Origin of the sequence: Thalassospira profundimaris WP0211 (assembly GCF_000300275.1) — a bacterium.
In the GTDB taxonomy this organism is placed as follows: domain Bacteria; phylum Pseudomonadota; class Alphaproteobacteria; order Rhodospirillales; family Thalassospiraceae; genus Thalassospira; species Thalassospira profundimaris.
This window is the reverse complement of the sequence record NZ_AMRN01000001.1, coordinates 837,342-850,554: the sequence shown is the minus strand read 5'-3', so window position 1 is coordinate 850,554 and position 13,213 is coordinate 837,342. Positions and strand designations below refer to the sequence as shown.

General features: G+C 55.3%; 13 protein-coding genes. 6 read left to right on the top strand and 7 right to left on the bottom strand.

The window, feature by feature from the left end; all coding sequences use genetic code 11:
* Nucleotides 1-126: 126 nt before the first annotated feature.
* The 3 genes from TH2_RS03830 to recR all read left to right on the top strand — a co-directional run bounded on the left by TH2_RS03830 (nucleotide 127) and on the right by recR (nucleotide 3,055).
* Nucleotides 127-2,016, top strand: coding sequence for a DNA polymerase III subunit gamma/tau (locus TH2_RS03830; protein ID WP_008889082.1), 1,890 nt, complete (start codon nucleotides 127-129; stop codon nucleotides 2,014-2,016).
* On the top strand, nucleotides 2,013-2,336 hold the full coding sequence (locus TH2_RS03825) for a YbaB/EbfC family nucleoid-associated protein (RefSeq protein WP_008889081.1): 324 nt from the start codon (nucleotides 2,013-2,015) through the stop codon (nucleotides 2,334-2,336). The genes TH2_RS03830 and TH2_RS03825 overlap by 4 nt, the downstream gene beginning before the upstream one ends.
* 125 nt (nucleotides 2,337-2,461) lie before the next feature.
* Complete coding sequence (recR, locus tag TH2_RS03820; RefSeq protein WP_008889080.1) at nucleotides 2,462-3,055, top strand: recombination mediator RecR; 594 nt, start codon at nucleotides 2,462-2,464, stop codon at nucleotides 3,053-3,055.
* 143 nt (nucleotides 3,056-3,198) lie between these two features.
* On the opposite strand, the gene aroQ is transcribed toward recR, so the two are convergent.
* From aroQ to TH2_RS03785, 7 genes are all read right to left on the bottom strand, one after another.
* Complete coding sequence (gene aroQ / locus TH2_RS03815; RefSeq protein WP_008889079.1) at nucleotides 3,199-3,645, bottom strand: type II 3-dehydroquinate dehydratase; 447 nt, start codon at nucleotides 3,643-3,645, stop codon at nucleotides 3,199-3,201.
* A 38-nt stretch (nucleotides 3,646-3,683) separates the two neighbouring features.
* Nucleotides 3,684-5,561, bottom strand: coding sequence for a bifunctional sugar phosphate isomerase/epimerase/4-hydroxyphenylpyruvate dioxygenase family protein (locus TH2_RS03810; protein WP_008889078.1), 1,878 nt, complete (start codon nucleotides 5,559-5,561; stop codon nucleotides 3,684-3,686).
* An 81-nt stretch (nucleotides 5,562-5,642) separates the two neighbouring features.
* On the bottom strand, nucleotides 5,643-6,296 hold the full coding sequence (locus TH2_RS03805) for a GntR family transcriptional regulator (RefSeq protein ID WP_008889077.1): 654 nt from the start codon (nucleotides 6,294-6,296) through the stop codon (nucleotides 5,643-5,645).
* 12 nt (nucleotides 6,297-6,308) lie between these two features.
* The gene (locus TH2_RS03800) at nucleotides 6,309-7,157 is read right to left on the bottom strand and encodes a shikimate dehydrogenase family protein (protein WP_008889076.1); all 849 of its coding nucleotides are present in this window, start codon (nucleotides 7,155-7,157) and stop codon (nucleotides 6,309-6,311) included.
* 11 nt (nucleotides 7,158-7,168) lie between these two features.
* Nucleotides 7,169-8,437, bottom strand: a complete 1,269-nt coding sequence (locus TH2_RS03795) for a TRAP transporter large permease (protein ID WP_008889075.1) — start codon at nucleotides 8,435-8,437, stop codon at nucleotides 7,169-7,171.
* Nucleotides 8,434-8,916: a TRAP transporter small permease gene (locus TH2_RS03790; RefSeq protein ID WP_008889074.1), complete on the bottom strand. Its 483-nt coding sequence runs from the start codon at nucleotides 8,914-8,916 to the stop codon at nucleotides 8,434-8,436. The genes TH2_RS03795 and TH2_RS03790 overlap by 4 nt, the downstream gene beginning before the upstream one ends.
* 107 nt (nucleotides 8,917-9,023) lie before the next feature.
* Entirely contained in the window at nucleotides 9,024-10,049 is a 1,026-nt protein-coding gene (locus TH2_RS03785; protein ID WP_008889073.1) for a DctP family TRAP transporter solute-binding subunit, read from the bottom strand.
* 454 nt (nucleotides 10,050-10,503) lie between these two features.
* Here TH2_RS03785 and TH2_RS03780 point away from each other — a divergent pair, with 454 nt between their 5' ends.
* From TH2_RS03780 to fliW, 3 genes are all read left to right on the top strand, one after another.
* Nucleotides 10,504-11,238, top strand: coding sequence for a Crp/Fnr family transcriptional regulator (locus TH2_RS03780; RefSeq protein WP_008889072.1), 735 nt, complete (start codon nucleotides 10,504-10,506; stop codon nucleotides 11,236-11,238).
* On the top strand, nucleotides 11,222-12,586 hold the full coding sequence (locus TH2_RS03775) for an adenylate/guanylate cyclase domain-containing protein (protein ID WP_008889071.1): 1,365 nt from the start codon (nucleotides 11,222-11,224) through the stop codon (nucleotides 12,584-12,586). The genes TH2_RS03780 and TH2_RS03775 overlap by 17 nt, the downstream gene beginning before the upstream one ends.
* A 116-nt stretch (nucleotides 12,587-12,702) precedes the next feature.
* Nucleotides 12,703-13,188 carry a flagellar assembly protein FliW gene (gene fliW / locus TH2_RS03770; RefSeq protein ID WP_008889070.1) on the top strand — a complete coding sequence of 162 codons (486 nt, stop codon included), beginning with the start codon at nucleotides 12,703-12,705 and terminating at the stop codon, nucleotides 13,186-13,188.
* Nucleotides 13,189-13,213 lie beyond the last annotated feature (25 nt).

The window sequence follows — 13,213 nt, the reverse complement described above, 5'->3', positions numbered from 1 at the left end:
TTTGCCATGCCCCTGACATTCGCGGGCAGATGGCTTTTTGTATGGGAAATTTCCCACTTGGCCTTTCCCATAGGGCTTCGAAGCTGCTAAAACCAACTGAGAATTAAAACAGTCCGGACCGGATGAATGAGCGAGCAGATCGAGACCGCCAGCGAAACGGCGCCAGAAGGTGACACGGTGACAGACAGTAACGTCGCGGACACATCCGCGCCCGTCACCACGGCCGAGCCAGAAAGCAAAAGCGAGTATCAGGTTCTTGCGCGGAAATACCGCCCGAAATCCTTTGACGAACTGATCGGCCATGTGCCGATGGTCAAGACGCTGTCAAACGCGCTTGAAAGTGGCCGCCTTGCACATGCGTTCATCCTGACCGGTGTGCGCGGGATTGGTAAAACCACGACGGCCCGTATCATTGCGCGTGCGCTCAACTGCATTGGCGCAGATGGCAAGGGCGGTGCGACGATCGAGCCATGCGGTGTCTGTGAGCATTGCCGCGCGATTGCCGAAGACCGCCATGTTGACGTTCTGGAAATGGATGCCGCGTCGCGTACCGGCGTTGATGACATTCGCGAACTGATCGAAGGTGTGCGCTATCGCCCGACGTCGGCACGCTACAAGATCTACATCATCGACGAAGTGCACATGCTTTCGAAAAGTGCGTTTAACGCGCTTTTGAAAACGCTGGAAGAACCGCCAGAGCATGTGAAGTTCATCTTTGCCACCACCGAAATCCGCAAAATCCCGATTACGGTTCTGTCGCGTTGTCAGCGGTTCGATTTGCGTCGTGTGCAGACAGACGAACTGGCCGCGCACTATAGCCGCATCGCCGGGCTTGAAAATGCCGAGATCGAGGAAGAAGCCGTTACCCTGATTGCGCGTGCCGCCGACGGATCTGTCCGTGATGGCATGAGCCTGCTGGATCAGGCGATTTCGCACGGCGCTGGCAAGGTCACCACCCAGCAGGTGCGTGATATGCTGGGCCTTTCCGATCGGTCACGCATATTCGATTTGTTCGATCACACCATGAAGGGCGAGATTAACGAGGCGCTGGAACTTCTTGCTGCGCAATATGCCCTTGGCGGTGATCCGCCGGTGATGTTGCAGGATATGCTCGATCTGACCCATTGGCTGACACGTGTGAAGCTGTCACCCGATGCGGCCAATGATCCCGGCGTGTCACAGATTGAACGCGAACGCGGCAAGGAAATTGCAGCCAAGCTTGCCATGCCGCAACTGACCCGCGCCTGGCAGATGCTGCTTAAGGGGCTTGAAGAAACGCGCATTGCGCCATCGCCCATTCAGGCCGCTGAAATGATCCTGATCCGTCTGGCCTATGCCGCGGAAATGCCACCACCCGGTGACCTGATCAAGAAGCTGCGTCAGGACATGAACAATGCCGGTAACGGCGGCGGCGCGCCACAAGGTGGCGGCAATGGCGGCGGCAGTGGCGGTCCGGGACCGCGCATGCAGGTGGTCAATGGCGGCGGCGGTGCAGCCGCAGTGGCACAGCGCCGACCCGACCCGCTGGGCGAACCCGAACAGGTCGAACAGCCAGTCTATGCCAAGATGCCCGAAACGTTCGAAGAAGTTGCCGAACTGCTTGGCAAGGACCGGGAAACCACCGGCCTTTCGATGCAGGTCAAAAACTATATGCATCTGGTGAAGTATGAACCGGGTCGCATCGAATTTCGCCCAGCACGCGGGGCGGGCTCGGACCTTTCGACCAAACTGATCAAGGCGCTTAATGGCCTGACCGGTCATCGCTGGCTGGTCAGTGTGTCGGAGCGCGAAGAAGGGGCCCCGACCCTTAAGGAACAGGAACTTGAAGCCCTTGAACAGCGCAAGGCAGATGCCTCGCAAGATCCGCTGGTCAGGGCCATTCTGGATGGTTTACCAAAAGCCAAAATCGTTGCCGTCCATCTGCCACCCGGCCAGGAAAATGCCGAGGGCGAAGAGGACGAAAGCGGTTCCGTATATGACGACGCATTTTATCTCGAAGGAGACGACGAGCTATGAAGAACCTTGCAGGGATGCTCAAACAGGCCCAGCAGATGCAGTCCAAAATGCAGGAAATGCAGGAAGGACTGGTTGAACTTGAAATCGAAGGCCAGTCCGGTGCGGGCATGGTCAAGGTGATGCTGAACGGCAAAGGCGAAATGCGCGGCCTTTCGCTTGATAAAAGCATCGTTGACCCGAACGACACCGAAGTCCTCGAAGACCTGATTGTGGCGGCCTATAACGACGCCAAGGTCAAGGTCGAGGCCGCCGTTCAGGAAAAGATGAAAGACGTCACCGGCGGCATGAACCTGCCAGAAGGCTTCAAACTGCCGTTCTGATCTTTCATCGGAAACACGATAAATTTCGTACTTTCAATGTACGCGGCAAAGGGTGGCATTGCGCCGCCCTTTGTTTTTGATACAAGCACTATGTAACGAACAAACTTTACTAGCACGGGGTCATGATGACCGGACGGGAAATTGAAAATCTGATCAAGCTGCTTTCGCGTCTGCCCGGCCTTGGGCCACGTTCGGCACGGCGTGCGGTTTTGCAGATGCTCAAAAAGCCCGAAACGCTAATGATCCCGCTGGCCGACGCACTCCATGCCACGGCCGAGGTCATGACGACCTGTTCGAATTGCGGCAATATCGATGTCACCGATCCCTGCCATATCTGTGCCGACCAAAACCGCGGTACGGACATCATTTGCGTGGTCGAGGAAGTTCAGGATCTTTGGGCGCTTGAGCGCGGGGCATCGTTTAAGGGCAAATATCATGTGCTGGGTGGTACACTGTCACCGCTTGATGGTGTCGGCCCGGATGACCTTAAAATCGATCAGCTGGTCAATCGCGTGCGCGAAAATGCTGTGTCCGAGGTGATCCTTGCCACTAATGCCACGGTCGATGGCCAGACCACAGCGCATTACATCACCGAACGGCTGATCGAAACCGGGGTCAAGGTCACCCGCCTTGCCCACGGCGTGCCGGTCGGGGGCGAGCTTGATTATCTTGATGACGGCACACTGGCCGCCGCGTTGCGCTCAAGAAGCTCGGTCTAAACAGCGATCATTCGGACAGAAAAAAGGGCAGCCATGAGCTGCCCTTGATTATCTTCAAAATATCTGTGTCGTAATTATTCAAACTGTCTGCAGTCAGAATTACAGTATTCCGCCGCAACAGGATTGAATAATTCCGAGCCTTTTCAGGCAGCTTTGATCTTTTCAGCGGCAAGGCGGGTTGCCAGTTCATAGCCATAGGCACCAGCCCCGGCCATCACCGCATCGGCGACCGAGCTGATCCAGCTGGTATGGCGAAATTCCTCACGCGCGTGCGGGTTGGAAATATGCAGCTCGATGATATAGCCCTCAAAGGTCTTGAGCGCGTCATGGATCGCAACCGAGGTATGGGTATAGGCACCGGCATTGATGATCAGGGCGGCTGATTTGGTGCGGGCCTCGTGGATCATGTCAATGATCGCACCTTCATGGTTGGATTGGCCAAAACGCACCGAAACGCCAAGCTCCTTGGCAAGCGTGCTGCATTTTTCCTCGATCGAGGCCAGCGTGTCATAGCCGTAAATTTCCGGCTGGCGCTGCCCCAGAAGGTTCAGGTTCGGTCCGTTAATGACTAGAATTTCCTGCACGCTCATTTCGTTGTTCCCGCCTTTATGCGCTTGGTGCCCTGTGGTTATTTCGCCGCATCGTTACGACGGTTCATGCGCGTCTGTGACGCAAGCCGGATCGGCGCATTGGCCGCCCCGAAGCCACGATACGCGCGACGCTCGACCAATTCAAAGAAGAAACGGTTGGCGAAGGTGCGCGTATAGGCCTGATAATATTCACCTTCATCATCACGATCATAGAGAATATTACGTGCGCGCAAACGATCAAGCAGTTCCGGCTCCAACCCAAACCGTGCTTCGATATCGTCATAGTAGTTTTCCGGGATCGGCAAAATTTCGACCCCATGCGCCATACAGTAATCAACCGAGGCAAAGATATCGTCGCTGGCGAATGCCAGATGCTGCACACCGCTGCCAAAGAACTCGTTGAGGAACTGGGAATGCTGGGTATGCGGGCTTTGCGAGCCATTGAGGATCAAACGCACAGCATCGCTTTGCACCACCTGACTTTGCACAAGCCCGCCCGGATCCGGGATATCAAGGGTCGGCATTTTGCCGAGATCAAAGATCGAGGTGAAATACAAAAGCCAGGTCAGCATTTCCTCATACTGCATCGAGTATGACACATGATCGACCTTGCGAAGTTTCGCCTTTCCGGCGTCTGCATCCGCGCCCTTTTCGGGTTCGAACTCGACATCCCAAATGCGCGAAAGTTCGCTGTGATCATCAAGGAAATAAACAAGGCTGCCGCCAACACCACGAATGGCCGGCATTTCAATTTCGCCTTCGCCAACCGCCTGACTGAAGGGGGCTGCCAGCAAAGATTGCGCGCGGTCCATCGTTGCCTTGGCATCATCGACCTTAAGCCCCACCGCACAGACTGACGGGCCATGCACGATGTTATAGGAATGCGCAAAGCCATCCTTGTCGCAATTGATCACAAGGTTGATGTCGCCCTGTTTCCACCAAGTTACCGCCTTGGTTTTGTGGCTGCCGCGTTTTTCAAAGCCAAGGGCAGCGAACAGTGTCGCAAGCTTTTCGGCGTTTTCTTCCTCGACCGCGAACTCGACAAAGCCGACTTCCTTGGCATGCGCCTTGGGCGGCAGGGCGGTTCCCTTTTCGCCGACCTGAACGCCTTCGATGCCGTCGCCGAGATAAATCAGGGAACGCAAACCATCCTTGGCCACGTTCTTGGTCGAGCTTGAGCGGAACTGATCGTTGAAAATTTCAAGCGACAGCGGTCCGTCATAGCCGGTCATGGCAAGATTGCGCATGAATTCACCGAGCGGAAAGTCCCCCTGCCCCGGGAAGCAGCGGAAATGGCGGCTCCATGACAGCGCATCCATTTCAAGGATCGGTGCATCGGCAACCTGCACGAGGAAAATCTTGTCGCCCGGGATCGATGAAATCGCATCAAGCGGCACCTTGCGCGCCATGATGTGGAAGGTATCAAGCACAAGACCAACATTCGGGTGATTGGCACGCCGCACCACTTCCCAGCTATCGCGATAGTCGCTGATATGCTTGCCCCATGAAAGCGCCTCGAACGCGACACGTAGGCCGCGTTTGGCGGCACGATCGCCAAGCTCTGCCAGATCCCTGGCGGCGCGATCAAGCCCGCCCAATGATTGCGGGGAGACGTTCGAACAAACCATCAAAAGGTCTGTGCCCAGTTCTTCCATCAGGTCAAACTTGCGTTCGGCGCGCTCGAACGCGCGGGTGCGCTGGGGTTCGGGCATGCCTTCGAAATCGCGGAACGGCTGGAAAGTGACCAGTTTCAGACCCAGATCGCGGATCGTTTTGCCAACATCTTCTGGCGATCCGTCAAAGGACAGAAGGTCATTTTCAAAGATCTCGACCCCGTCAAAGCCGGCCGCGGCAATGGCATCGAGTTTTTCCTGAAGATCGCCTGACAGTGAAACTGTGGCAATTGAGGTCAGCATTTTATCCCTCCGGGATGCATGTGGGGCACCGGCACATTCACAGAAGGATGCTGCAATCGCGGGGCCTGCCCCGTGCGCAGATCAATGCTGTGAACGGCGCCGATAGGTTTCGATATGGTCGGTCAGTTTGGCAATCGCGCCATCCAGATCCCGTGCAAGGGACAGCTCACAGATTTCGCGATGCTCATCGATGATTTCCTGGGCACGGAAACCATGGGTTTTGAGTTCGATCACCACATAACGGCGGAACTGATCGAAAATTTCGTGGTGCAGGCGCATATGCAGGTTCGACCCGCAGGCCGAAATCAGCGCCTGATGAAATTCGCGGTCATACTGGCTCCAGCGGACGGTCAGTTCGCGGCTGTCACGTTCAAGCATCTGCTTTTCAACAGCGGACAGCTTGTGATGGGCGGCCGCAACCCGGGCTTCCCATTCCACATCGCCATGCTTGATTGAGGCCGCCAGACCATCGCGTTCAAGCAACAGACGCATCGCCGTCAGTTCCTTGAAATTGGATGGTGATGTTTCAACAACCCGGAAGCCCTTCTGGCCTTCGACAAACACAAAGCCCGACGCCACCAGACGGTTGAGCACTTCACGCAGCGTGTTGACCCCGACGCTATAACGTTCGCGCAGCGCCTCAAGCTTAAGCTTCACGCCCGGCTGCAATTCGCCATACAAAATGTCATCGCGAATTTCGTTATAGACTGTCTCGGCAACGGTACTGCTGCTCATGGTCTTGGTCCCCTAGCCTGTCAATGCCTCGGGATAGGCATTGAAGTATTCGTCCCTCGCAGCGTCGGCATCAATCTCTGCCCCGCTGAAAACTTCAAATGCTTCAATACCCTGAAAGAAGAAGAGTTCAAAGCCGGTCATGACGTCGATCCCCGATTTGGCCGCAGCGCGCAGGAAGGCGGTTTGAACCGGGGTATAGACCGCATCAAACGCCCATTTCTGCCCACCAAACAGATCGGTATCAAACGGGCAGCCGGGATACTGGTTCATGCCAACCGGCGTGCAGTTGATCAAACCATCGGACGCGCGCACCGCATCAGAAAGGTCATCTTCACCGACAAAGGCCGCATTGGCATTGGCCGCAACAAGGGTTGCCACCAGTTCTTCACCACGCGCGGCGTCCTTGTCATGGATCAGGATTTTGTCCGCACCAAGCCCGCGCAGACCGAACGCCGTGGCAAGGCCGACACCGCCTGCCCCCATCTGCAAAACGGTTCCCGGCTTGGCATCGCCGAACTGTTTTTGATAGCCGCGCATGAAGCCGACAAAGTCGGTGTTATCCCCACGCCAGCCATCTTCGCGGAAGACAACCGTGTTTACCGAGCCCAGGGCTTCGGGCAGGCGTTTGCGCGGGGTGATCAGTTTGCGCGCACTTGTTTTGTACGGATGGGTCACATTGACCCCGGCATAGCCGGTTTCCGCACAGGTGGTCAGCTGCTTGATCAGGTCAAAATCCTTGATCACATCGCTGTCGAGATAGTCGTACGTGACATCCATACCGCACATACGGCCGAGCAATACGTGCAGTCGTGCCGACTGGCTCCGCGAAATGCCTTTACCAATAAGACCGAGTTTCAACATGGACAGGTATCCTAAAATCCAAACAGATCGGGCAAGAACGTGACGATGCCCGGAACAAAGGTGATGATCAGCAACACCGCCAGTTCAACGATAAAGAACGGCATGATCGCGCGGATCATTCGGGCCATACCGACGCCCGCAATCGCATCCGCAACAAACAGACACAGTCCCATCGGCGGCGTAATCAGGCCGATCATCAGGTTAAAGATCACGATGATCCCGAAATGGGTCGGATCAATGCCAAGGCTGATCGCGATCGGATGCAGGATCGGCACCAGCACCAGCATCGCAGCAATCCCTTCAAGCACCAGACCAACTGCCAAAAGCATCAGGTTGATCAGGATCAGGAAGGTGACCGGGCTGTCGACATAGCCCAGAACGAACTTGCTGACGGTTTGCGGAATGCCGGCAAAGGTCATGAACCAGTTTGCCGCCGCCACCGTTGCCATGATGATCAGGATGCTTGATGAATCGCGCATCGCACCTGCGAAAATTGCCGGCAGATCACCCGGTTTCAGTTCCCGGAATACGAACAGGCCAACAACCAGCGCATAAAACACCGCAAAGCTCGCCGCCTCGGTCGGGGTGACGATGCCGGCCAGGATCGAGCCGATGACAAAGACCGGCATAAACAGCGGAATAAGGCCGTTCCAGACTGCCTTGAGCTTCTCGCCCAAATTCATGCGTTCGCGCGGCTTGGCGTGGTTCTTGACAAAGAAACGTACATAAACCGACAACGCAATCGCCAGCAAAACACCCGGCACAATCCCGGCAAGGAACAAGGCCGGAACCGACACATTGGTGGTAATCAGCGCATAGATAATCACCGGAATACTGGGCGGAATGATCGGACCGATGACCGATGATGCGGCCGTCAGGGCGGCGGCAAAATCACGCGGATAGCCTTCCTTTTCCATCGACGGAATAAAGATACGGCCAATCGCGGATGTATCGGCAACCGCAGACCCGGAAAGACCGGCAAAGATCACCGAAGACCAGATATTGACCTGGGCCAGACCGGCCTTGGCGTGCCCGACAAGCGCATTGGCCAGATTGATCACACGCGATGTGATGCCACTGGCATTCATCAACTCGCCGGCCAGAACAAACAGCGGAATGGCAAGAATGGTAAAGCTGTCCATCCCGGCAAAAATACGTTGCGGCAGAAGATCAATGCCAAACGTGCCGGTACTGATATAGGCGACAATGCCAAGCGCGATTGCAAAGGCAACCGGTGCACCGATCGCAAGCAGTGCCAGAAGGGTGACGCCGGTAATCATGCTTCTCCCCCGGTGGAATTCTTATTCAGACAAGATGCAAGGCGCAAAATGGCGGCAATCACCAGACAAACACCACCAACGGTAATGGCGATTTGCGCCCAATACATCTGAATGCCAATGCCCGAGGCCACAATACCGCCGCGCTTGGCGGCAAACACATAGCCTGCATAGGCAAGGATACCGCCCAGAACCAGCGTCGCGGCATCAACAATAATTGCGAGCTTGCGGCGGATGCGTGCGGGAATGGTATCAACAACAATGCTGAAAGTGATCTGGGTACCCTGCAGATAGGCATAGGCCACACCGAACATGCAGCCATAGATCATCGCGTATTTCGCGATTTCTTCGCTCCATTGCAGCGGGGAAGAAAACAGATATCGGCTGACACTGCCGGCAAAAACGACACCAAAAACAATTAGGATACTTAATCCCGAAAGTCCGGCGAGCAAACGCTTGTAAGCATTCTCGGTGCGTTGCATGGGTTCCCCCGGATCGCTCTGAAAATTATTATGCTTTTATAAGCACGGTGGCGGGAAAAAAGGGCAGGTCAGGTGCAAGGAGGAGCACCCGACCCGCCAAACACCGATTACATTGAAGCTTCTGCTTCGGAAACGGCAGTTTGCAGTTTTTCGATCCATGCAGCATCGATCTCGCCCGAAAGCCATTCGATGACTGCCGGCTGAGCGGCATCACGGAACATCTTGAGCTGTTCGGCGGTCGGCGTGGTTACTTCCATGCCTTCCTCTGCCAGTTTGGCAACGCCTTCGGCAGAGTTGAACTGCTGAACCGCACGGCCAACGTTCGATGCAACACCGGCGGCGCGACGCAGAAGTGCCTGATCAGCCTCGGAAAGGTTCTGATAGATTGCTTCGTTGATCACGATGAAGTCGGTGCCATATACGTGACGGTCAAGCGTCAGGTATTTCTGCATTTCATAGAACTTGTTGGCATAGATCACGCTGATCGGGTTTTCCTGACCGTCCACCGTGCCGGTGGTCAGTGCGGTCGGAACTTCCGGCCACGGAATCGGGGTCGGTTCGCCACCAAGTGCCTTGACCATTTCCACGAACAGCGGAACAGTCATGACGCGAATCTTCAAGCCTTCCATGTCTTTCGGCTCGGAAATTGCGCGCTGGGAGTTGGTGAAGTTACGGAAACCGGTTTCACCATAGGCCAGCGTACGCAGACCGGTTTTTTCCAGGCAGTGCGCGGCAAGTTCCTTGCCGAAATCACCATCCAGAACGTTCCAGGCAACGTTGGCATTCGGGAAAACATAAGGGATATCAAGAACGGCTGCCTCAGGGCAAACCTTGGAGAACGGACCCGATACCATCGACATGGCAAGCGTACCGTCCTGGGTATTCTGCAGCAGATCGGTTTCACCGCCCAGCGCACCGGCCGGGAACAGAGCGACCTCAATACGGCCAGCCGATTCTGCTTCGACAATGTTTTTAAAGACCTGTGACGCTGCACCTTTTTTCGAGGTGGTCCACTCTGCCGGGTCAACATGGGCAAAGTTCAGGGTCACGTCGGCTGCCTGCGCATTAAAACCAAATGACGCGGCGACCATTGAAGCGGCGCCAAACAAGGCACCCTTGGAAATTATCTTCATTTCTTCCTCCCGATATAAAACGACATCCGCGGACCGTGGTTGCTTTTGACACTCTTGTTCTTGGGCGGTCCCTTTTCGGAATTAGGATAATTTAAAAAACATAGGAGATTTTGTCAAATGTTCTATATTTTACCTGTAAGCCGCGTAAAATAAGGCCTTTGGACCCATTCGGATCGTTGCCATTTTCTGCGGCCAGTTCGAATCTCCCTGTCAAATTCCTGCCAAAAAGCGATGCTTTAACATCTATAAGCTTGGGGGAGAGCTGTCTGAATTTCAAACCAGTGACATCAAAAAACCTTGCCGCATCACAAGCATTCCAGTGACTTGGCAATAGATGCAATGGCCAGATGCCGATTGCAAAACAGCTTGCTGTAAAGCAGGATATTTGTGCTACTTTGGCATTCGAATTCTGCGATTCGCCCGCTGAAACGAAACCATTTTCAAAGTGAACCCCGTGAACAGTGTAACCGGCCCAAAATCACCGCAACTTGCGAAGATTGCTTCGCGCATTCTGGCAGGCAGCTTCCTGTTTGAGGATCTGGACCCCGAACTGTTGGAGCAGCTGTCAAACCAGGCGACTGTCCGCCGGTTTGACGATGGCCAGTTGCTGTTTGAAAAGGGTGCACCGGCAGACGGGCTTTATGCGGTTGAGGCCGGCAAGGTTCGCATTTCATCGGTTTCGGAAACTGGCAAGGAAATCGTGCTAAACGTTTTGGCCCCCGGTGCGGTATTTGGCGAAATCGCATTGCTGGATGGCGAACCGCGCACAGCGACCGCACGGGCGGTTGGCCCGACCCGGACACTTTTCATTTCGCGCGATGACTTCTTTGAAATCTTTGACCGTGAAGCCCCGCTGCGCCGTCACATCACCGCTCTTTTGTGCCGGCGCCTGCGCTGGGTCAGTGACCTGCTTGAAGATGCCAACTTCCTTGATCTGACCGCGCGTCTGATCAAACGCATCCTTTGGCTGGCCGAACGTCACGGCGGCCCGGACCCGGAAGGCATTCGTATTGCCCTTCCGTTGTCGCAGCAGGAATTGGGCCTGATGCTGGGTGTGACCCGTGAAGCGGTGAACAAGAAGCTGCGCGAACTTGAAAAACAGGGGATGATCACGCGCCGTGATGGTCGACTGGTCGTCAAGGACAGCGAAGGGCTGAAACAACTTCTTGCTGATGCCGTCAAAAACTGAGCCTTCCGAGTCAATTTTTGAACGCCTTGTCGCCCGCGAAGAAAAGCGCGGACTGATCCTTGTTGCCTTCTTACGCATCTGCCTTCTGGCGTTCATCCTGCTTTTGTTTAGCAAACCTGATTCGCCGACTGGCAAGCTTTACACATTGCTTGAGGTCCTCGGCTGGTTCATTCCCGGCGTATTCGTTCAGCTTTTCGTCGCCTTTCGCGGCGGCAAATCATACTGGATGATCTATCTGCTTGCGGTAATTGACGCGGTTCTGATTGTCTATGTCTCGGTGGTGCCCGATCCGCTTAATCCGTTGCTGGATCATCCGGCATGGCTTTATGGATTTGTCGTACGTGACCGTGGCGTGGTCTTTTCGATGATCATGATGGCAATCATCATCATGACCTTTTCACCGCGCCTGATCCTGTGGTTCGGTTTCTGGCTGTTTGCGTCATGGTGCGGGGCGATCTGGTGGCTGATGACGCGGCCCGGGGTGATCGTTTCCCAGCATTTCGGCGATGAATGGAACCCAAGCCAGCAAGAAATAATCGATACCTATAACCTGCCGGAATTTGTCGATATCTCGGCCCTTGCCGAACAGGTGATCATTGTCATCGTCTTTACGCTGGCCTGTGCGGTGATGGTTTCGCGTTTGCGGGTTTTGATCAACCAGTCGGCCGCGTCCGAACGCGCGCATGGCAATCTTGCGCGATATTTCCCGACTGCCCTTGCCGATCAGTTGGCCGATCGTGATGAGCCGATCCGCGTGGGTGAACGCCGCGAATGCGTTATTCTGTTTGCCGATGTTATCGGCTTTTCACGCTTTGCCGAAAAACGCGACCCGCAGGAAGTCATGCGGTTCCTCAACCAGTTCCATCACATCGCAACATCGCAAATCGGTGCCTATGGCGGGATTGTTGAAAAATATATCGGTGATGCGGTGATGGCGAGTTTCGCGGCCTTTGACGATCTTGAAAACCCGGCGGCCAATGCATTTTGTGCCGCACAGGCAATCATCGCCCAGGTCGCCGAATGGCAGGCCCGGGCCCCGGCAAATGGCGGCGAACCGCTTGAAATCGGGGTCGGACTTAATTTCGGCCCGGCCGTTGTCGGGGATATCGGCCAGCGTGAGGCTGTCACACCCGCCGTCATCGGGGCCACGGTCAACCTTGCCGCCCGCCTTGAAAAGGCCACCCGCGAACTTGGCAGCGATACGGTCATGAGCGAACAATTCGCCAACCGCCTGCGTAAAGAGGCCCCGGTCGCCGGACCGATCCTTCTTGCCCGCTATGCACAAACGCAAACAATTCAGGTCAAAGGGTTTAGTGAACCTGTCGGCGTCCGCTTTAACGGCTGCTAAATAAACTGCTAATAGAATGTCTTCCGGTCTGCCAAGCCCTTGAATATCCGGCAAACCAATCCAAAGTGCTTTGATATTTCTGGTGCAGCATGAAAACGGATCAGCAGGAGGACGCGATGGCGACCGAAAAAGGCGCAAACCCGACGGCCAAGGGGCCAGTCCCGTCCGCCGTAAAACTGACCACCCTGTTTGGCGAACGCGAATTCGCCTGGGACAAGGCCATTTACTTCCCGGCCGGGCTTAAAGGCTTTCCTGATCATAACGTCTTTGCGCTGGCAAGCTTCCCGGGTGAAAGCGGCAATGCGTTTCTATTGATGCAATGCCTGACCGAACCGGAACTGGCCTTTATCGTGGCACCCTATAACCTTGAAAGCGATACGATCCGGCCAGAACACCTTGAACAGGGCTTTGGCATTCACGGCATCAAAAAGGAAGACGGCGCGGTGTTGCTGATTGTGACCCTGCACAAGCCCGATGATGGCCCCGTGAGCATGTCGGTCAATCTGCGCGCGCCGATCATCATTGATACAGCCCGTCAGGCTGCCTATCAGCATCACCTGCCCGAGGTCGGCGGATATTCCTTCCACCACGTTCTGAGCTAAGCATAAGCCCCATCGTCAGATCCTG